This window comes from Pseudomonas sp. CCC3.1, from assembly GCF_034347405.1.
Lineage (GTDB): Bacteria > Pseudomonadota > Gammaproteobacteria > Pseudomonadales > Pseudomonadaceae > Aquipseudomonas.
In genome coordinates, this window is sequence record NZ_CP133778.1 from 4,051,597 (window position 1) to 4,073,612 (window position 22,016).

Annotated in this window: 12 protein-coding genes; 5 read left to right on the plus strand and 7 right to left on the minus strand. The window is 58.8% G+C overall.

The window, feature by feature from the left end; genetic code table 11:
• Positions 1 to 32 precede the first annotated feature (32 nt).
• Positions 33 to 1,160, minus strand: coding sequence for a polysaccharide deacetylase family protein (locus RHM56_RS17835; RefSeq protein ID WP_322234589.1), 1,128 nt, complete (start codon positions 1,158 to 1,160; stop codon positions 33 to 35).
• Between the two features lie 192 nt (positions 1,161 to 1,352).
• Here RHM56_RS17835 and yaaA point away from each other — a divergent pair, with 192 nt between their 5' ends.
• Positions 1,353 to 2,132, plus strand: a complete 780-nt coding sequence (gene yaaA, locus RHM56_RS17840; RefSeq protein ID WP_322234591.1) for a peroxide stress protein YaaA — start codon at positions 1,353 to 1,355, stop codon at positions 2,130 to 2,132.
• 10 nt (positions 2,133 to 2,142) lie between these two features.
• On the plus strand, positions 2,143 to 2,607 hold the full coding sequence (locus tag RHM56_RS17845; protein WP_322241802.1) for a multidrug transporter: 465 nt from the start codon (positions 2,143 to 2,145) through the stop codon (positions 2,605 to 2,607).
• A gap of 8 nt (positions 2,608 to 2,615) precedes the next feature.
• Here the strand turns inward: RHM56_RS17845 and RHM56_RS17850 are convergent, their stop codons facing one another.
• Complete coding sequence (locus RHM56_RS17850; protein WP_322234592.1) at positions 2,616 to 3,377, minus strand: hypothetical protein; 762 nt, start codon at positions 3,375 to 3,377, stop codon at positions 2,616 to 2,618.
• A gap of 149 nt (positions 3,378 to 3,526) precedes the next feature.
• Between RHM56_RS17850 and RHM56_RS17855 the strand changes: the two genes are divergently transcribed.
• From RHM56_RS17855 to RHM56_RS17865, 3 genes are all read left to right on the plus strand, one after another.
• The gene (locus RHM56_RS17855) at positions 3,527 to 4,351 is read left to right on the plus strand and encodes an SDR family oxidoreductase (RefSeq protein WP_322234595.1); all 825 of its coding nucleotides are present in this window, start codon (positions 3,527 to 3,529) and stop codon (positions 4,349 to 4,351) included.
• 262 nt (positions 4,352 to 4,613) lie between these two features.
• The gene (locus RHM56_RS17860) at positions 4,614 to 4,808 is read left to right on the plus strand and encodes a ribbon-helix-helix domain-containing protein (RefSeq protein WP_322234598.1); all 195 of its coding nucleotides are present in this window, start codon (positions 4,614 to 4,616) and stop codon (positions 4,806 to 4,808) included.
• A 143-nt stretch (positions 4,809 to 4,951) separates the two neighbouring features.
• On the plus strand, positions 4,952 to 8,137 hold the full coding sequence (locus RHM56_RS17865) for a UDP-N-acetylmuramoyl-tripeptide--D-alanyl-D-alanine ligase (protein WP_322234599.1): 3,186 nt from the start codon (positions 4,952 to 4,954) through the stop codon (positions 8,135 to 8,137).
• An 82-nt stretch (positions 8,138 to 8,219) separates the two neighbouring features.
• Here RHM56_RS17865 and RHM56_RS17870 read toward each other — a convergent pair whose 3' ends face one another.
• The 5 genes from RHM56_RS17870 to RHM56_RS17890 form a co-directional block, all read right to left on the minus strand.
• Positions 8,220 to 9,116 (minus strand): alpha/beta hydrolase family protein, encoded by an 897-nt coding sequence (locus tag RHM56_RS17870; RefSeq protein WP_322234601.1) that lies wholly within the window; start codon positions 9,114 to 9,116, stop codon positions 8,220 to 8,222.
• Between the two features lie 194 nt (positions 9,117 to 9,310).
• A complete protein-coding gene (locus RHM56_RS17875) occupies positions 9,311 to 10,567 on the minus strand; it encodes an HlyD family efflux transporter periplasmic adaptor subunit (protein ID WP_322234603.1) in 1,257 nt (418 codons plus the stop codon).
• Positions 10,568 to 10,612: 45 nt separating this feature from the next.
• Positions 10,613 to 12,796: a type I secretion system permease/ATPase gene (locus tag RHM56_RS17880; RefSeq protein ID WP_322234605.1), complete on the minus strand. Its 2,184-nt coding sequence runs from the start codon at positions 12,794 to 12,796 to the stop codon at positions 10,613 to 10,615.
• Positions 12,793 to 14,205, minus strand: coding sequence for a TolC family outer membrane protein (locus tag RHM56_RS17885; protein ID WP_322241803.1), 1,413 nt, complete (start codon positions 14,203 to 14,205; stop codon positions 12,793 to 12,795). The genes RHM56_RS17880 and RHM56_RS17885 overlap by 4 nt, the downstream gene beginning before the upstream one ends.
• Before the next feature lie 227 nt (positions 14,206 to 14,432).
• Positions 14,433 to 21,455, minus strand: a complete 7,023-nt coding sequence (locus RHM56_RS17890) for a BapA/Bap/LapF family large adhesin (RefSeq protein ID WP_322234608.1) — start codon at positions 21,453 to 21,455, stop codon at positions 14,433 to 14,435.
• Between the last annotated feature and the right edge of the window lie 561 nt (positions 21,456 to 22,016).

Here is a 22,016-nt window from a genome sequence, read left to right on the forward strand (position 1 = left end):
AGCGTCCGTCCGCATCCGGGCGGGCGCTCTGCTTACTGAGTGCCCAACGCCGCACAATCCTCCCACCCCAAACCACTCTGCGCCGTGGCCTTTAACAGCCAGGGCAAAGCCGTACGTACTTTGTCCTGAGTATCATGAAACGCAATCACGCCATGGCGCCACAGCAGCATCAGGCTTAATACCCGGTGCGCCGACTGCTCGGCGCTCAGGCTGGCGACGAGGTCTTGCGAATCAATGTTCCACAATGCCACCTGCAACCCCTGAGACTTGAAAAACGCCCCGCTGTCTGCCCGACGCTGCCCATAGGGCGGTCTGAACAAAAGCACAGAGTTGTCCGGCACGACCTGTTTGACCAAGGCGGTGCTGCGCAGCACCGAGTCTTCCCAGTTTTTCCAATGGCTGTGCGCGCGGTATTCCCAGCCCTGCATGCCCACACATTGCCCCTTGTACAACGCCTTCACCGCCTGCTCGGAGCTTTTATCGAGCCGCGCTTGCAGACTGTTACCCAAGACAAAAAAGGTCGCGCTCATAGACTGCTTGCGCAGGTAATCGGTGAGCCAATCGGTGGTGGTGCCTGTTGCCGACGGGCCGCTGTCAAAGGTCAGCATAAACAGCCGGTCTTTCATGTCATCGCCGTTGAACTCCTGATCGTTCAGCAGCTCGATTTCACTGCTGATTTGCGGCGAAAGCGCCGCCAGACGCAATTGCTCATCCAGGTAACGACGATGAAACGCAGCGCTCGGCTCAGCCCACTTCACATAGAAAGAGTCGTCCGCGATCTCGAACTTGCCCGCTTGTTCACGCAAGCTGCTCATGTCGTCGACGTAATAGCAGAACGAGGCGTCTTGATCGCAGCTTTGCTGGGCAAGGTTGTAATTGACCAACAGACGCTGCCACAGGCGCTGACGAACGGTATCGATGGCGCCCATGTTGATGATCTTGAGACCAAGGCGCTGCTTGAGGGCGTATTCATCCAGCCCCTCCGTGGCCAGCAAAGCATGGGCAAACGTGAGGATTTCGGCGCGCGAAGCGACATCGAATAGAGCGGGGCTGATCAATTGCTCGGGCCAGGTGCTGCGGTCCAGCGTCGCCGGGGCATTGGGCGCGGCCACGGCTCCCAGACACACCAGCCAGGCCGACAGAAAAAGAGCAATGCGCACAGATCCTTCTCCTTGTAATAACTGACGGCACTATACCCGCACACTACGGGAGCTGGCTTGCCAGCGATGAAAGCAACGGGACCGCTCTGATTTGCCGTAGCCAAGCCCGCGCCCACAGTCCTATCACCACCATAGGTGGAGTCAAATCGCGCCAGCGCCTAGAATCCCACGACGCTTAAAGGAGACGACCTCATGCTGATGGTGATTTCACCCGCTAAAACCCTCGACTACGAGACGCCGCCGGCCACTGCGCGTTTCACGCTGCCGCAATACCTGGACCACTCCCAGGTGCTGATAGAGCAATTGCGCGAGTTAAGCCCGCAACAGATTGGCGAGCTGATGCACCTGTCCGACAAGCTCTCGGGCCTTAATGCCGCCCGTTTCGGCAGCTGGACACCGGACTTCACCCCCGACAATGCCAAGCAGGCACTGCTGGCGTTCAAAGGCGATGTGTACACCGGCCTGAATGCCGTGGATTTCAGCGAAGCTGACTTTGACTACGCCCAAACGCATCTGCGCATGCTCTCCGGCTTATATGGCCTGTTGCGCCCGCTGGACTTGATGCAGCCGTATCGTCTGGAAATGGGCACCAAGCTGGCCAATGCCCGTGGCAAGGATTTGTACGCATTCTGGGGCACACGGATCAGTGAATGGTTGAATGAAGCCCTGGCTGAGCAAGGCGATGACGTGTTGCTGAATCTGGCGTCCAATGAGTATTTTTCGGCGGTAAAAAAGTCCGCACTGAACGCCCGCATCATCAATACTGAATTCAAGGACATGAAAAACGGTCAGCACAAAATCATCAGCTTCTACGCCAAAAAAGCACGCGGCATGATGAGCCGTTTTGTGATCAAGGAACGCATCAACAACCCCGCGGACCTTAAGCAGTTTGACGCGCAGGGCTACCGCTACAGCGCCGAACAGTCCAAGCCCGATCTGCTGGTTTTCTTGCGCGATGAGGCTCCCGAGTAGAGGCATGTCCATGTTTATCGGCGTTTTACTGATCATCGCTTGGCTCGTGCTGTTGCTGCGCTACCCGGGCAAGGCGTTGCCGGTGTCGTTGGCAGCCGTGATCGGGCTGGCGATAGTGGCCGCATCGGTGGCCTGGCTGGACAAGCGTGAGGCCGAGCAGTTGGCGCGTCTGGAGTTGCGGATCGTCTATGACCCCGCACACTGCCCCGCAGACCGCCCACTGCAATTGACCCTGACAAACCACAATAAAGTGCCATTGACCGAACTCGGTTGGCGAATCGCGGCCTATGCTCCGGGGGACACGGTTAACCTGGCCGATAACCAATACAGCGCTCCCCGCTATCGTGGGCCCGGCGAGCTGCAAGCTGGCGCATCCTGGCAAGACTGCTTGCCGATGCCGCCTCTGCGCAGCGGCTATCGTGCACAAAACCTGGAGTTCAGGGCTGAGCACCTGCAAGGCAATTTTTCAAACTGACAGAAACCCTAACGCGTGTGGGTGTAACTGCCCTTCAGGGCATTTAACGTTTCTAACGAAGGGTGTTGCCCCAGCGCGGCGGGATACAGCAATTGAAATGCAATTGAAATGGTCGATCCCTCCTCTTTTAACTGTTTGACAGCCGGTTTAAACATTTTAAACAAACCGCTCGTTTGATCGAACGTCGTTTCTGCCCAAGGCTTTTTATACAGTTGAGTCCCCTTGGGAAGCACACATGAAACCTCCCATGTCTCAATCGGCGCATGCTCAAGTGCAATGTCAAAATCAATCTCGTAACTGTACACCCACCCTCCCGTTGTTAAATCTTTCCACGTCGCCACCACCTTGCTATTTACCGGCACGGCCACTTCGGAAGTTGTTATCACGTTGGCAATAATCGGGATGCTTACGCCTTTTATTCCTTGCCAGGTGTAATAAGTAAATTCGCCAATGGGCCTGAGCCCAGCGTTTTTCAAGTCCTCGTCGGCAACCAGCCTTACATAGGTGATGGGCTTCCAGGAGTCTTCTCGGTGTTGGCCATAAAAATACGTAAAACCATCACGCTGATTCTCGTGCAATCTAAAACCGTAACGAAGATAGGGCGTGACAATATTTTTAACTCGGGTGCCCGGCGCCAAAATTATCTCAAGCTTGGCCTCTTCTGTTTCATAGTCTCCCGTCGTTTCGATACCCACACGCACTTCAAAATTTTCTCCAGGCTTTATGTCTGGCACATTAATTTGAAACATCCGTTTAATAACATGACTCATCTCAACACTCCTTTTTAAGAATTAAAAACAACAATAGCTGAAACATAAACACGACTCGGGCCGAGTTATTTTCAAATGTAACCCTTGGCTTGTAGAGTGCGTAACGAACACGTATTTTCAGTTTTTTAAAAACTGCTCAAGGATCTGTTATGCCCATCGCTCTCATTACCGGTTGTTCCAGTGGCATTGGCCGTGCGCTGGCCAATGCCTTCAAACAAGCCGGTTACGAGGTGTGGGCAACAGCCCGTCAGCCGGCTGATGTGGCTCTGCTCAAGGCTGCTGGTTTCGTCGCTGTTCAACTGGACGTTAATGACAGCCTGGGTGTGGATCGGCTGAGTGCTCGTCTCAAGCAGCATGACAAAGGGTTGGATGTACTGATTAATAATGCCGGTTATGGCGCAATGGGGCCGCTGCTCGACGGCGGCGTTGAGGGCCTCGCACAGCAATTTTCAACCAACGTGTTTTCAGTGGTCGGCATCACCCAAGCACTGTTTGAACCTCTGCGCAGCAATCACGGGTTGGTGGTGAATATCGGCAGCGTGTCCGGGGTGTTGGTAACGCCCTTTGCAGGCGCCTACTGCGCCTCGAAAGCAGCGGTTCATGCGCTGACCGAAGCGATGCGCATGGAACTGGCACCCTTTGCGATTCGCGTCATGGAGGTTCAGCCCGGCGCCATCGACACCTCATTCGCTAAACATGCCAGTGCTCAGGCAGAACAACTGATTGGCGAAAACTCTGCCTGGTGGCCGATGCGAGAAGGTATTCGTGCACGCGCCAAAGCCTCGCAAGACAACCCCACGCCCGCCACCGCATTTGCCGCTGCGGTACTCAATGCAGTAAAACGTCGCAACACGCCACGGCTGTTGAGATACGGCAACGGCAGTCGCGCTATGCCGCTGCTGGCCGCCTTGCTGCCAAGGGCCCTGCTGCAAAAAATCCTGATGAAGCGATTTGGCCTGGATCGCCCCGCCTGAATAACAAAGCCTGTCTGTTCATCATGCAAGACAGGCCACCCACCCGTTCAATACCTCGCTTGTTAAATCCTCCCAATGACAGCGCTGCGGCAGACATGCCATTACGCATATTCTTTTTTGGCATACCACTTACGCGAACAATACATTTGAATCACGATTTTAAAAGTGATATTAAATAGTCATCATTGCATTAAAAGAGCGGCTATATTTCAGATGTACTGCACACGGCAGTTGAGACCGTGTCCGATTAAGGGATAAGAAAATGCCAACCAAAACAACGCGCCTCACCATACTCATTGACTCAGAGACCAAGCAAAAACTGGAAAATCTGTCTGAGGAAACCGACCTTACTATTTCTCAAGTCATCCGCAAGCTGATAAGAGATCATCTTCACGACTATGAAAACGAATCCAGCGCGCCATCTAAACTGCGCGTGAAAGAAAGTGCACCTGCCTAACTTAATAGTTAGATATATAGCATTAATACTTTCAGACTAGTTGCCACCTATAAACAGCGCGCTTTCACGTGGAACGCGAATGTTTTATACGGGCACATGCAGCGTTAAGGTTTTTTTCAGTGTTTATCATTGATGGATCGACTATGTCTTTAAATCAGCAACTGCTCGCTTGCCATGCTCATCTGAGCCAAGACTCACATGGACCGGTGGCCTCTGAGGACACGGCTCAGCCCTGCACACTGTTTTTTTCAATCAGTGACACCACACAACGTGCCCACGTCGTGCATGTCAGTGCGCAGAGCTTTGAAACTGCCTGGAACGCGGGCACGCTGGAGATCCAGAAAAAACACCGGCTTCTCTGCGCCCGGCAAGGCAGTGAAGCAATACAGTGCTGGTTGCGCGTCGAACGAGCCATCAACGTGAGCCCCATCACATGGGAAGCGCTGAACGAACGCCTGAAACGCTACAAACGCAATTATTTCAGGCGCGGCATTGCCTTTGACAGCGCCCTGCAAGTCGCCCTCACCGAGCAGGAACTGAACGCCAACGCCATCCTGTATGGCGGCAACAACGTTGTGCACGCCACATTTAACAGCGGCAATTTTTCCATTTACGCCAAACGCCGGTTTGTCGGCAGCAACGCCCTGAGTGCGCTCGCCAATGCCCAGGTGCACCCTGAGACCAACGTCTATCTATTTGATACTGCTGGGGTTTTCTGCGCAGAAGACGCCGTCGCCCACCCGCTCAACAGCACAGGCCCCGAAACGGGCTGGCGTACGCTGGCAGCCCTGGAACCCGACGAGGTGCGGGCAAAAATCGTGACGTCTTCGGGTTATCTAAGTCGCCAGGTGCAAGACAGCGGGCAGTTTATCTACGGCTACTTCCCGTGCTTTGACCGCCCTATCAATGCCTACAACACGCTGCGTCACGCCAGTACCACCTACTCAATGATCGAGGCGTGGGCGCTGACAGGCGACGACACACTGAAAGCTGCCATCCTGCGATCGCTGGACTACCTGACCCACACGCTGATCAAGCACTACGTACTGCCAGACGGCAGCCAGGCCGCCTTTTTGGTGGATGAAGGCAATGAGATCAAGCTGGGCGGCAATGCCGTGTGCCTGTTGGCGCTGGTCAAGTACAGCGAAGTGACTGCAACCCGCCACTACCTGCCCCTGCTGGAAGCCCTGGCCAACGGCATGGCCTGGATGCAGGACGCCACCAGTGGCGCGTTCGTGCATGTGTTGAACGCCCACGACTTGAGCCTCAAAGAAGCGTTCCGGATTATTTATTACGATGGCGAAGCCGCATTCGGCTTGATTCGCCTTTATGCCCTGAGCGGCAATGAGCGCTGGCTCGACGTGGTCGAAAAAGCCTTCGATCACTTCATCCTCAAGGAACACTGGCGCGAGCATGATCACTGGCTCAGCTACTGTGTAAACGAATTGACCCGCTTTCGCCCTGACGAAAAGTATTTCCGTTTCGGGTTGAACAACATCTTGGGCTACCTGGGTTTCGTCCAGCAGCGGATCACCACCTTTCCGACGCTGCTCGAACTGATGATGGCCGCCCAGCAAATGCTGGAGCGCATCGCGCAGCAACCCGCGTTGCAACATTTGCTCAAGGATGTCGATCTGCACGCGTTCTACCGGGCCTTGCACCACCGCGCCCGCTATTTGCTCAACGGTTATTTCTGGCCCGAACTGGCCATGTACTTCCGCAATCCGGCCCGTATCACTGGCGCGTTCTTCATTCGCCACCACGCGTTTCGCGTGCGCATCGACGACGTAGAACACTACCTGTCCGGGTTGGTTGCCTATCACCGCTACCTGTTGGACGGCGCGCCGCAGGTCAGCCTGCCGGTACAGTGCGAAGCGCCATCAGAGACTGACGGCGCCAGCCTGTGGAATGCGGCCACCCTGGCGCAGGTCACGCAGGGGACGTGGGCCAGACCGCCTGCGCCAGATTGGGTCGCAAGCGGTTTGGCACCCTCAATGCCGTTTTTCAAACCACAACGCATGCTCAGCCGGCATCCTTCCAAGGTAGGTCCAAACGAGGCGCAATCGGCACGACGCTGGGCGCAAGCAAGCCCTGATCGGCGTCCATCGGCCTTTCTCTGCGTAGACCCCACGCCTTATCTGGACAGCGGTTTGCCGGTGCTGCAAGTCGCCGACACCCTTGAAGCCATGCTGCAAATGGGCCGCCATGCACGGCAGCAGTTTGCGGGTCAGGTCTTCGGTGTCACCGGCAGCTTCGGCAAAACCACCGTGGTCGCCATGCTTGCCCACGCCTTGAAACACTGGGGTCCGGTGGGTGAAACCGAAGGCAATGCCAACCTGCCCCACGGCATTGCCTGGAACATGGCCAGCATGACCGACCCGGCCAGGTTTTGGGTGCTGGAAATGGCCGTCGGGCGCATGCCCATCAACTCAGAACTGGTTCGCCCACACATCGCCATCGTCACCGGGATAGCCCCAGCGCACTTGGAATACCACGGGACACTGGAAAATCTGGCGCGCAAAAAAAGTGCGATCTTCCGCTCCATGGCGCCTGGCGGGCAAGCGGTGCTCTGCCGCGACATGCCGTATTACGAGGTGTTTGCCCAGGCCGCACAGGCCGCTCATTTGCAGGTGATCAGCTTTGGCGAACACCCCGACGCCGACCTGCGCCTGCTTGAGTGGAACAGCGAGGCCGATCAGGTGAATGTGAGGGCGCAACGCGGCTCGCACATCCTCAGTTTCGCCCTGCGCGCGCGGGGCCGACACATGGTGCTGAACGCTCTGGCCGTGTTGGCGTCGCTGTTCGCCGCAGGCCTGGAGCCACAACAGGCGCTGGCCGCGCTCAAGACGTTCGAACCGGTAGAAGGACGCGGCAATATCCTGTCGTTCAAGTGCCCCGGCGGCCATTTCCAGCTCATCAACGACGCCTACAACGCTAACCCCGGCTCCATGCGTGCGGCCTTGCAATCGATCGCTGACTTGCCCGTTGCCTCAAGGCATCGCGTGCTGGTGCTGGGAGACATGCTGGAACTCGGCCCCGATGCCCAGCGCTATCACCTGGAGCTGGCGCAGCCGCTGCGCATGGCCGCGCCCCGCCACGTTGTGCTGTGCGGCCCGTTGATGCATGGGCTTTACATGGCATTGCGCAATGAGCTGCCGGTCCAGTGGTTCGAAAACGCTAAGGCACTGAATGAGGCGTTGATGCGCACACCCGAACAATGGTTTTTTCCAGGGGATTGGGTCTTGGTCAAAAGCTCAGGCGGGACCGGCCTTTCGCAAGTGAGTGAATGGTTGAAGGCGGCTGGGCAACCGGAGTTGGCGACGGGTTGAAAGCGCGAACTTGTCTCACGATCTTTTGAACGTTTAAAAGATCGCGAGGCAAGCTCGCTCCTACAGTTGGGATAACAGTCGCTTATTGGGCGCAGGCCGCGGCTGTTTTTAGGCCAATGTCGTTGCGTAATTGGTGGAACGCAGGGCCCACGGCGTCGGCTTTGACCAGTTTGGCTGTGTGGCCCGCACGAATCAGCGATGTGTAAAAACCTTCCTGAAGCACAAACGGTGCGACTTGATCTTCAGTGTTGCCAATCACAAACAACTGCCGTGCAGGGGCCGCGACAATGCCGTCGACGTGTTGTCCCGGGTCGTAGGGGTGCAACAGCCCGTTGGTGTCGCGCCCAGGTCTTGAGGGCAGGCCTTTGCTTTGACGAATCATCTGAGCGCGCTGTACCAGGGCGAATGCACCGGAGGTCATCACGGCGCATTTCACGTCCGTACGCCCCAAGGTGAGTAAGGCCGCAGCGACAGTTGCGCCGCCACTGTGGCCCAGCAATACAAATTGGCCGATACCGTAGCGCTGGCGTAAAGCATCGAGCGCGGCGTTGAGGGCGGTGAACTCTTGAATTTGGCGGCGCTGCCCGTGGTTGCCGCTGGAGCCGTAGGTGCCCGGTCGCGCCACAATGACAACGGGGATGCCTGCGCGTTTGCTCAGTGCGACGGCTTGTTGATCGTTGGCGGCCAAGGTGTTGTCGCGGATGGTTTCAGGGGAGCGGTGCATTTCGATGTTGCGGTCGCCATGGAACATTACGATGACGACGGGTACATGGTTCAGCGGGGCTCCGGCGAAGTAGCGGATGCATGCCTGGCCTTGGGCGAAGGTGACCCACAGGGCGGATGTCGGGTCGGTGCAGGTGGCTTTGTTTGCCGGGGTGTTCCAGGGCAAGGGGGTGGTGAGGGGATCTGGTTCGAGGCCTTTTGCTGTTGCGCTGAAGAGTAGGCTTAGCAGCAATAGCCAAGTGGTTGGTTGGCGCATTTTTTTACCCTCCCGGGGGTATTGAAATGTACGTGTAGTCGCTGCCGAAGGCTGCGATCTGCCGCGCAGCGGCAGCGCTTTTAAGGCTCCCTCGTTCCGGCCTCCCGAAGTCGCAGGTAGGTCAAGGTCAACAGCCAGATCAACAACCAGATCAACAACCAGATCAACAACCAGATCACAAGCCAGATCAAAAGCTATCTTTCACGCAGTGCTTCTTTTGCTCGGTTCATGGGTTTGACGAGGTAGTCGAGTACTGTTTTTCGACCGGTTTTGATGTCGACGGAGGCGATCATGCCGGGGACGATGGAGAAGGTTTTTCCGGCTTTGTTTTTGAGTACGTCGGCGTCGGTGCGGATGAAGACGCGGTAGTAGAAGACTTCCGGTTTGGCTTCGTCCTGGATGGTGTCGGGGGAGATGGTGACGACTTTGCCGTCCATGCCGCCGTAGATGGCGTAGTCGTAGGCGGTGATTTTGACTTTGGCGACTTGGTCCGGGTGGATGAAGGCGATGTCGCGCGGGGAGATGCGCGCTTCGATGAGGAGTTGTTCGTCTAATGGCACGATTTGCATGAGTCGTCCGTTGGGCGGGATGATGCCGCCAATGGTGGTGACTTCGATGCCTTTGACAATGCCGCGTACCGGGGACTTCAAGGTCAGGCGGGTGACGGAGTCTGAGCGCCCGCGCATGACGGATGAGAGGGTCTCGACGTCGGCGTTGGCTTTGGCTAGTTCTTCTCCGGCATGCACCATGTATTCGGAACGCGACTGGGTCAGTTTCAGTTCCAGTTCGGCCTTTTGACGTTTCAGACGCAGGACTTCGACGTTGCTCGCCGCACCGACTTTTGCCAGGTTTTCGGTGATGTCGAGTTCGCTGCGCACCAGTGCCAAAGAGGAGCGCACGCCCGCCAGGGATTCTTCCAACCCTTTGCGGCGCGTTGTGTAGAGGTCGGTTTCGGCCCGGATCAGCGCCGGGTAAGCGGCAAGTTCTTCAGGAAAGGCCAGCGGCTTGCTGTTCACTTCGGCTTGCAGTCGCGCCACGCTGGCCAGGGAGGCCCGGTATTTGGCGGCACTTTCATCGAAGTTCGATTCGGTTTTGGTCGGGTCGAGTTTGGCCAGGGTTTGCCCGCTCTTGACGATGTCGCCCTCGCTCACGTTCAACGCGGTGACGATACCGCCCTCCAGAGACTGGATGATTTGTTCGCGTGAGGTCGGGATGACTTTGCCGCTGCCGGTCGAAACCTCATCGATTTCGAACACGTAAGCCCATACGCCAAACGCGGCCAGCAGGGCAAATACGCACCAGACGACCCGCGTCGAACGCACCACGGTGTTGTCGTCCACGCCATCGTGATAAGGCAGCGTGCTCTCGTCTTCACGGGCCAGCAGCGGGATTTTTTTGCGCCCGCCCGGCTTGCGCTCTGGGGTCGGCGGCGGTTGATTGTGGTTATCCATGGGACGTGTCCTCACACACAGCGGTATCCGCGATTAGCCTGTTCATTAAGACGCTCGCGCAGGCTTGGATAGCCGAGCAATTGCGTTTTCCTTGCTGTCGTCGACCACGATCCGGCCGTTGTCGACAACAATGATCCGGTTGACCAGGCTCAAGACGCTCATCCGGTGGGTCGCGATGATCAGCGTGCGCTGGGCGGCCCATTTGTCGAGGTTCTGGATCAAGGCACGCTCGGTGGCTTCGTCCAACGAGGCCGTGGGTTCGTCCAGCAGCACGATATGCGGCTGGCGAATGATCAGGCGCGACAGCAACAACGATTGACGCTGCCCCCCCGACAGCCCGAGGCCGCCTTCAAGGATCAAGTGGTCCATCCCGTTGGGAAATTTGCTGACAAAATCCGCAGCGCCGGTGAGCGCCAGCGCGTGCAGGATTTCGGTGTCAGAGGCGTGCGGGGCGCCCATGATCAGGTTGTCGCGCAGGGTGCCGTGAAACAAACGGGAGTTCTGGGTCAGCAGTCCAACGTCCCGACGAACGTCTGCCGGGTCGATGTGCGGCAGCGAAACGCCGTCCAGACTGATGCTGCCCGCTTGCAGGTCCATCATCCCCGCCAGGGCCTGGAGCAAAGTCGATTTGCCCGCGCCATTGCGCCCGAGCACGGCGATGCGTTCACCCGGTTTGATTTTCAGGTCGGCCACTACCAACGCCGGGGCGCTGGAATCTTCGGAATACTGAAAGGCCGCCTGATTGAGCACGTAATCGCCGCGCACGACCGGCAAGTGCACACGTTTGCTGCCTTCGGCATGGTCGACCGGCAATGCCATGATCCGGTTCAGGCTTTGCAGCGCCACTTTGGCCTGCTGCCAGCGGGTCAACACTTGGGTGAGCTGCGACATGGGCGCCATCATGCGCGAGGACAAGATCGAGGCCGCCACCAGACTACCGGTGGTCATGTCGCTGGCCATCACCATCGGCGCGCCGCACACCACAACCACCGCAAACACCGAGCCTTGCACTGTGTTGCTCCACGACATCAGCGAGTTGGTGAGCATGCGCAAGCGCAAGTTGGCATCGGCGCAGCTCGCGTTGTATTGGTTCCACTGTTGCTGAAAGCGCTGCTCGGCTTGCAGCGACTTGATGTCATCCAGCCCCTGCACGGTTTCGACCAGCATGGCACTGCGCAACGAGCTTTCACGCATCGACAGGTTCGCCAGGTGGGCCAGCTTTTTTTGCGACATCAGGCCCGGCAACACCATCAACACCACAGCGACCAGCGGCACGGCCACCAAAGGCCCCGCGATAAACCAGAAAATCACCAGAAACAGCAGAAAAAATGGCAAGTCAGCCAAGGCCGTCGCCGTGCTGGAGGTAATGAGGTCGCGCACTTGTTCAAGCTCTTTGAGCTGTGAAATAAACGACCCGGTGGACTTGGGGCGTGCGCTGTTACGCAGGCGAATCGCGTGCCCGAACACCAGGTCGGAGACGCGCATGTCGGCACGTTTGCCGAGCATGTCGGTAATCCGCACGCGGGTAATGCGCATGATGAAATCAAACAGCAGCGCCAACATCACGCCGCCAAACAATACATACAGAGTGGGCATCGACTCGGCCGGAATCACCCGGTCGTAGACTTGCATGGAGAACAACACCCCGGCCAGCCCCAGCACGCTGGTGACCAGCGACGCCAACATCACGTAGCTATAAGGGCGCAAGTCACGCAGGACGATGCTTGTGAACCAGTTTTTCTCATACGACTTGATGTAGTCGTCAACGCGCGCATCGCGCACGGCGCGCATCGGGCGAAGAATCAGGGTTTTGCGCGCATGATCGATCAGCTCCTGGCGAGAGATACGGCTTTGCAACCCGCCATCACCGCTGTAAGCGATGCCCACGTCATCGCCGTCGCCCAAGGTTTGCAGCACGCCCACCTGACCGTCATCGAATTGCAGCACCAGCGGCATTTGCCGTTGCATCAGTGTCGACGAGGTGAAGTCGGCCATCACACAACTTAAGCCGGCCTGGCGAGCCATTTGACGCACCACTTCCTCCACAGTGACGCCGTCTGTCCATTGCACGGCGAGCCGCACACTCTGTGCCGAGCACTCCAGCCGGTAATGCCGGGCCACCCTCAAAATGGCGTCGAGCCACACGTCATAATCCAGATCAGCCGAGGGTTTCAAGGGCTCGTGCGCGGCCTCTTGCAGGTCATCTTCGAGTTTTACGGCATCATTCATGGCCGAATCTCCACACCTTGTATGGCACTGTTTTCAATGTGGAAAGCTGTGCGCAATCCGCCGGTGTTGTAGAGGCAGTCGATGTTCAGGCGACGCAGGTCCGAGGCGGTGTTTTCCCGGTCCATGCGCGCCTGATGAATTTCTTGCTCGGCATTGAGCAAGTCGAGCAAAGGTCGCGTGCCCAGTTCGAGGTACTGCTGTCGGTATAAATCACGGGTTTCGGAGATGCTGCGCTCACGAAAGTCCAGGGTGGACAGGCGCTGCGTAAGGCTCGATATCTGGTCGCGGGCTTCCAGCAGGCCCTGGCGCACAGAGAGGCGAGCGGCGTCATTGGCGGCTTGCGCCGTGCGCAGCGCCTGTTCGGCGGCCGATTTACGGGCGTTGATTGCGCCCCCCTGATAGATCGGCATTTTCATATTGACGAACACCCCGTAACGCATCCGGTCGCGTCCGCCCTCAACGTTGCTGTCGTTGTTGTCCAGGTAGTGCGTCACCGAGGGATCCAGCGACAACGTCGGTAACGCTTCGGCCCGCGCCTGAGCAATCTGTGCCAGCGCATCGACTTGTTGCGCCTGAGCAATCAGCAACGACGGGGTAATGGCCTGATCCGGGACCGCGCCCTGACAGGCATGCTCAAGGCTCTGGGGAAAACCGGGAGTGACGCTCACCGACGATTGCGCGCCAAGCAGACTGCTCAGTGCACTGCGCCAGCGATCGAATTGCGCCATGTATTGCAATTGCGTGGCCACTGCGGCCTCGACCCGTGCCCGTGCCTGGATCAAATCGGAACGGGTGCTGGCGCCCATTTCACTGCGTTTTTTCGCAAGCCCCGCAATGGACGACACCCCTTCGACCTGATCGTGAGCCAAGGCAACCAAACGTTGCGAGCGTTGCAACTCGATCACTGTGAATGAGGTTTCGCGCGTGACTTGATCAATCGACAGCAAAATCCCCGCCTGGCTGGCGCTGACGCGTGCCAGGGCGCTGTCTACTGAGCTGGACACCTTGCCGAAGTCATACAGCATCTGCGACATCGACAAACTGAAGGACTGGCTTTCGCCATTGCCGGTCAGGCCACTGTCGTAGCCCGAACTGAGCCCGCCGCTGATCTGCGGGTAATAACCGGAGCGGGCAATGATCACGTTCTGGTTTTGCTGATAAAGCTTACCGATGGCCTCGGAGATGGCTGGGTGCCACTCCACGGCTAACTGAATAGCCCGTGTCATGTCGATGGCATTCGGTATCACATGCTGCGGTGCAACCGGGGCGCTGACGCCCATTGGCCCACCGGGTAAATGCTTGCCCAAATCATTTGAGCTGATGATATCGACGCGTTCGGCGTCGTCTGAAAATACGGCGGCCATAACCTTCTCAATCGATGGCGCGCTGACTGCAACAGCCAAAACCATTACCGATAACTGTTTGACCAGTCTGTTTTGCCCCACTTCAACCCCCTGAAGAGTGTTAAGCCCCTGAAGAGCTCACTCTGCGAAACAGCGTTGGGGAATTCACCTGCACGCTATTCACTTGGCGATGCATACAACGATGAACCGTTACTCAACCCCGTAACGATCCACCATCGCAATGCCGTGTGTGAAGGAAACCGGGCCTTGCGGCCCGGTCGTGCACTGCCGCGTTACACCACACTGATCCCGTTCTGGATCCACAGTTGATGAGTCGGATCTTCCTGGCTGGTGTAGATCACATACTCCAGACCGTTCTCTACCTGGCTCACACCCGATGACCAATTGCCGGTCAGATGAACACTGTCCTGATCATCGCCCTGGATCATCAGCCGCTCCGACTCAGGCCCCGTGAGGGAGACCAAATCTTCGAGGCTCAAGGTCAGATCAACCGCACTGACAGTGTTCAGGTCGATGGTGTCGATCCCGCTGACCTTGCCGATCAGGTCCGTGAGGTTGATGGCGGCATCACCACCCTCCCACAGCAACCCATCCACACCCGCGACGTTGTCGACGTGGGTGAACTCGGTATCGGCAACGACCGTATGGTCGCTGTGATCACCCGTGGCATGGCCATCGGTAGCGGCACTGTCATCTACAGCCGTTGAATGTTCTTCGACGGACAGTGCAGCCACCACCGGTGTCGACGAGCCAGGGGCTCCCGGATTTGAATCGTCCCAGAACAATGGACGCTCTGGAGATTCAAGGCGGATATACAGCTCAGCCGTGTCGCTATCACCGCTCGGGGAGGTGAGTTTGTAGGTGAAGTGATCCACCTGGCCCACCTTGTCCTCTGTCAGATTGGCATTCAGTGTGTAGATGTATTTGCCATCAGCAAACAGCAGCAACGTACCGTAGATGCCAGCGATTGCAGTACCTGCCACCTGCGCCGCCACATACGAACCGCCCGCATCTTTGACACTGAGCACCGTTAACGGAGAACCGAGTGTGTCCGAGCCGGACAAGCTGGTGTCAGTCAGTACGTTGCCGGTGGCAGGTACTTTCTCACCCGGAACCAGCTGGTTCAGGAAGGTGGTGGTCACTTTTTCAGTAATCGTTACTGAGCCTCCTCCCAACACGGCAAATGTCTGCCCCTTAACGCGATAATCACCAGCACTCATGCCTGAGTAGGTATGAGTCGTCCCCGCAGCGGGGGTCTGATCCACCCATTGGGTTCCGACCAACTTCTGCAACACATACGTTGTGCCACTCAGTAGCGCGCCCGTGGAGACGTTGTTGAGCACAAAGGTTGCCGTGGTGTTCGCAGCCACCGTGTGAGTGGTACCGACATGCGTTGTTTGGCCAATAAAAGGTGCCGCGTAGACCACGTCAGCCAAGGACTCCTGCGCCCCGACCAGAGGGACCAGGTGGATCTGTGCTGAGCCCACGTCATCGTTAGCAACTGGCGTAATCACCCCTGGCTCTGCAGGATTATCGTCGTTCCAGACAATAGTCGAGCCTGGGCTGTCGATGCGCACATACAGGTTTGCCTTGGATGTCCCGCCTTCTGCATTGATCAGTTGATATTCAAAGGCATCTACCTTGCCGATGCCCGCAGGATTGCCGTTCGAAACGTACGTGTAGCCGCCGTTAACATCGATGGTCAGCGTGCCGTAGAGACCTTGCAACACAGTACCTGCCCCTTCAGCACCGGCATCGACAAACTCACCATTGACCTGGACCTGAACCTTGACCGGCCCACCCGTACCCGGATTGTCGGTTTCACCACCAACACCAATGTCAGTCACGACATTGCCCACGATTGGCCCCCCCGCTTCACCGGTGAACTCGGTCAAGCTGTCATTGGTCAAGTTCAATGTCACTGCTGCCGAGGTCCCCACTGAGACCAGGCTCGGATCAAGTTTGAGCGTAAAACGATACTCACCGGCTGGCAGGTCTTTGATCTGCGCTGAACCACTTGAACCAAACAGCCCCAACAGATCAAGCAAGCCTGCGCCAATCTTGCCTTGCTCAACCCCAATCCACCCACCTTTGCCATCGCTGACTTCAAGCGTCGCGCTAATCCCGCCCTTGAAGAGCGAAACCAAATTACCTTCAGTGAAGTTCAGATTCAAAGTGCCGCTAGAACCACTCTCGACAGTGAACGTCTGCGCTTTAGTAGGTTGGCTGATGATAGGGAGGCCGATGACCTCCAACAGCGTAAACACCCTCATATCGAGTAACGGCTCAGTCGAGGTTACTGGCTTGAGCGTTATATCGACCTTAACAAGATCGTCGTAAGCGACTGGGTCCGAGTCGGCATCGGCATCGGCGTCGGCATCAGCATCCGCATCGGCATCGGCATCGGCATCAGCGTCGGCATCAGCGTCGGCATCGGCATCGGCATCCGCGTCAGCATCCGCATCCGCATCGGCGTCGGCATCGGCATCCGCATCAGCGTCGGCATCAGCATCTGCGTCGGCATCGGCATCGGCATCAGCGTCCGCATCGGCATCGGCATCGGCATCGGCATCCGCGTCAGCATCCGCATCCGCATCCGCATCCGCATCGGCATCGGCATCGGCATCGGCGTCAGCATCCGCATCCGCATCAGCGTCCGCATCGGCATCGGCATCAGCGTCGGCGTCGGCGTCGGCGTCGGCGTCAGCATCGGCATCAGCATCAGCATCAGCATCAGCGTCCGCATCGGCATCTGCGTCGGCATCAGCATCAGCATCAGCATCAGCATCAGCATCAGCATCAGCATCAGCATCGGCATCCGCGTCGGCGTCGGCGTCGGCGTCGGCGTCGGCGTCAGCATCAGCGTCCGCATCGGCATCGGCATCAGCATCCGCATCCGCATCAGCATCCGCATCAGCATCAGCATCAGCATCAGCATCCGCATCGGCATCGGCATCGGCGTCCGCATCGGCGTCGGCATCAGCATCGGCATCGGCATCGGCGTCAGCATCGGCGTCAGCGTCAGCGTCAGCGTCAGCGTCAGCGTCAGCGTCAGCGTCAGCGTCAGCGTCAGCGTCAGCATCCGCATCAGCATCCGCATCCGCATCAGCATCCGCATCAGCATCCGCATCGGCATCGGCATCGGCGTCCGCATCCGCATCAGCATCGGCATCCGCGTCAGCATCCGCATCCGCATCAGCGTCGGCGTCGGCATCGGCATCGGCATCGGCATCGGCGTCAGCGTCAGCGTCAGCGTCGGCGTCGGCGTCGGCGTCGGCGTCGGCATCGGCATCGGCATCAGCATCCGCATCGGCATCGGCATCGGCATCGGCGTCAGCATCTGCGTCAGCATCCGCGTCGGCATCGGCGTCGGCGTCGGCGTCGGCGTCCGCATCAGCGTCGGCGTCCGCATCAGCGTCGGCGTCGGCGTCGGCGTCGGCGTCGGCGTCGGCGTCAGCATCCGCGTCAGCGTCAGCGTCGGCATCAGCGTCAGCGTCAGCGTCAGCGTCAGCGTCAGCATCGGCATCGGCATCGGCATCAGCATCAGCATCAGCGTCCGCATCGGCGTCGGCGTCGGCATCAGCATCAGCATCGGCGTCGGCATCGGCGTCAGCATCGGCATCGGCATCGGCATCGGCATCGGCATCGGCGTCAGCGTCAGCATCAGCATCGGCATCGGCGTCGGCGTCGGCGTCGGCGTCGGCGTCGGCGTCAGCATCGGCGTCCGCATCAGCGTCGGCATCAGCATCAGCATCAGCATCAGCATCAGCATCAGCATCAGCATCGGCGTCAGCATCGGCATCGGCATCGGCATCGGCGTCGGCATCTGCGTCAGCATCGGCATCCGCGTCCGCGTCGGCGTCGGCGTCGGCGTCGGCATCAGCATCCGCGTCGGCATCGGCATCGGCATCGGCATCGGCATCGGCATCAGCATCCGCATCGGCATCGGCATCGGCATCGGCATCGGCATCGGCGTCAGCATCTGCGTCAGCATCCGCGTCGGCATCGGCGTCGGCGTCGGCGTCGGCGTCCGCATCAGCGTCGGCGTCCGCATCAGCGTCGGCGTCGGCGTCGGCGTCGGCGTCGGCGTCGGCGTCAGCATCCGCGTCAGCGTCAGCGTCGGCATCAGCGTCAGCGTCAGCGTCAGCGTCAGCGTCAGCGTCAGCGTCAGCGTCAGCGTCAGCGTCAGCGTCAGCGTCAGCATCGGCATCGGCATCAGCATCAGCGTCCGCATCGGCGTCGGCGTCGGCGTCGGCGTCGGCGTCGGCATCAGCATCAGCATCGGCGTCGGCATCTGCGTCAGCATCGGCATCGGCATCGGCATCGGCGTCAGCATCAGCATCGGCATCGGCATCGGCATCGGCGTCGGCGTCGGCGTCGGCGTCAGCATCGGCGTCCGCATCAGCGTCGGCGTCGGCATCAGCATCAGCATCAGCATCAGCATCGGCGTCGGCGTCGGCGTCGGCGTCGGCGTCGGCGTCAGCATCGGCATCCGCGTCGGCATCGGCATCGGCGTCCGCATCAGCATCGGCATCGGCGTCGGCGTCGGCGTCGGCGTCGGCATCAGCATCCGCATCCGCATCCGCATCCGCATCCGCATCGGCATCGGCATCGGCATCGGCATCGGCATCAGCATCGGCGTCGGCATCAGCATCGGCATCGGCATCCGCGTCAGCGTCAGCGTCAGCGTCAGCGTCGGCATCCGCGTCGGCATCAGCGTCGGCATCGGCATCGGCATCGGCATCTGCGTCAGCATCCGCGTCGGCATCGGCATCGGCATCTGCGTCGGCGTCAGCATCCGCATCGGCGTCGGCGTCGGCGTCGGCATCAGCATCGGCATCGGCATCGGCATCGGCATCCGCGTCAGCGTCGGCGTCGGCGTCGGCGTCGGCATCGGCATCCGCGTCGGCATCGGCATCGGCATCGGCATCGGCATCGGCGTCAGCATCGGCGTCGGCATCCGCGTCGGCATCCGCGTCGGCATCGGCATCGGCATCGGCATCGGCATCGGCATCGGCATCGGCGTCAGCGTCAGCGTCAGCATCGGCATCGGCATCAGCATCAGCGTCCGCATCGGCGTCGGCGTCGGCGTCGGCATCAGCATCGGCATCGGCATCGGCATCGGCGTCAGCATCGGCATCCGCATCGGCGTCGGCGTCAGCATCGGCGTCAGCATCGGCATCCGCGTCGGCGTCAGCATCGGCGTCGGCATCCGCATCCGCGTCGGCATCAGCATCAGCATCAGCATCAGCATCAGCATCAGCATCAGCATCCGCGTCGGCATCAGCATCAGCATCAGCATCAGCATCAGCGTCCGCATCGGCATCTGCGTCAGCATCGGCATCGGCATCGGCATCGGCATCGGCATCGGCGTCAGCATCAGCATCAGCATCGGCATCGGCGTCAGCATCAGCATCGGCATCGGCATCGGCATCGGCGTCGGCGTCGGCGTCGGCGTCAGCATCGGCGTCCGCATCAGCGTCGGCGTCGGCGTCAGCGTCGGCGTCAGCATCGGCGTCGGCATCGGCATCGGCATCGGCATCGGCGTCAGCGTCAGCATCAGCATCAGCGTCGGCGTCGGCATCGGCATCAGCGTCAGCGTCAGCGTCAGCGTCAGCGTCAGCGTCAGCGTCAGCGTCGGCGTCAGCATCAGCATCAGCGTCAGCATCAGCATCAGCATCAGCATCAGCGTCAGCGTCAGCATCAGCATCGGCATCTGCGTCGGCATCAGCATCAGCATCGGCATCGGCATCGGCGTCAGCGTCAGCGTCAGCGTCAGTTTCGTCGATATCGGGCGCCGTTACGCTCGCCGGGTCGGAGACGTTGTTGGCAGCATCGGTCAATGTAACTTCAAGAACTTCGCCGTTGACCTGAGGTGGATCAAGGCTGACTTCGAAGGTGCCGTCGGCACCCACGGTGCCCGTACCAATTACGTTGCCATTGATGTCTTTGACTTCCACGCTGGCATTAGGCTCGCCTTTGCCGCTGAGCAGCAGGCCGTTATTGCTGACGGCAAGGTCTGTGGGCGGTTCTGGAGGGGTGATGTCTTCTTCCTCCACTGGGCCAATGACGATAAAACTGCCCGGAAGGGATTCATTCTGCGCGGCATCGGTCAGGGTCGTGTTTAGCTGGTCGCCTGCGGTGCGAGGTGCGTTCAGGGTAACGCTGAAATTACCGTCCTCACCCACAGTGCCGGTCCCGATCACGTTGCCCAAAGCGTCTTTGACTTTGACCTGGGTGCCAGGCTCGCCTTTGCCGCTAAAGGTCACGCCGTCCGAGCTCGACAGGGCGAGGTTGGTAGGCGCATCGGGGGCTGTTGTGTCACCTGCGTCCACGCTGCTGACCGGTGATACGTTGCCAGCCGCATCGGTCAAGGTGACATCGAGGGTTTCACCATTTTTTTGCGGGGCGTCGAGGGTAACGCTGAATGTGCCGTCAGCACCCACGGTGCCTGTACCGATCACATTGCCCGCTGAATCTTTGATGGTCACGGTCGAGCCCGGCTCGCCCTTGCCGCTGACGGTCAGGCCGTCAGTGCTAACGGCCAGATCGCTGGGCGCGTCGGGGGCCGTGGTATCACCGGCAACGACGCTGCCAGGTGGCGATTGGTTGCCTGCGGCATCGGTCAAGGTGACATCGAGGGTTTCGCCGTTGGTTTTCGGCGTGTTCAGAGGAACCTGAAAGTTACCGTCAGAGCCCACGGTGCCTGTGCCGACCACATTGCCAGCCGCATCTTTGACGGTGACTCTGGCACCCGCCTCGCCTCGGCCGATGACTGACAGGCCGTCGTTGCTCACGGCAAGGTTGGTCGGGGCACCCGGGGCTGTTGTGTCGCCACCATCTGAGTGATGACCACCACCGCCACCGCCGCCACCGATTGCAGCAGCTGCGCCACCCACGGCCAGGAGGCCGAGCCCCCACAGGACCCAACTCGGGATGGAGTTACTGCCGCCAGCAGCAGCCGCCAAGGTCAAATCGTCGAGGCTGGAAATTTGGCTGAATGTAAAACCCGAATACGGGGATGAATATTGGCCCAACAGCAAGGCGCCGTTACTGCCCTCCATCACAAGCTGGTTAGCGGAACCGTCGCTGCCCACCACAAAGAAGTTCTGAACAGTGACCGTCTCTCCCGACTTGAGCGTGATGATCAGGTTGTTTCCAGACTGTTGAAACGACTGAACACTGTCAGGCCCAAAGGGCAGTTTTACAATGCTCGTCCCTTTAAGACTGACAGAGCCCAAGGCCTGCTCTGACTTCACGCCCGTTGCCTTATCGACAATCACTATATTGCTCATCTCACACCTACTCTATTCGACAGTTTGAAGGGCCTTGTGTGCGCGATATAAAAAAGAGCGCAAGACGCCTCAACGGCCGTATTAACGGCCGAGAATTAAAAGGGATTATTGTTTTAGCAAGATTGCCAAGTGCTTATTAACTCAACCCACACCGGTTTCTTCACGCAGTTCCAGGTGTCGTGTCTGGTCACTGCACAGTGCCGCTATTGGCCTGTTAGGTGCTGAGCTGAATGCTGAGAAGGCCTGTAAAGACCAAAGGGAAAATACGGGCAGTAAAGCCGCCACAGGGCCTGAAACCGTGGCATTCAGGCGACACGAGTATGATCTCTCGTATGAAGACAACACTAAAAACACTCTACGAATCCATTCGTTAACCATGGCACACACCTATACAGCGCGAGTTAAATACAACGGTCAGGTGGACAACTTCCAAGTTCATGCATACCCGCTGCATCGCCAACAGGCAGGACCAATATTAGCCTCACGGCTGACAATATCAAAACGCAGGGGATCGCCCTGAAGAGCACCTTGTTAACCTACACATTTGATGGGCATGTGATA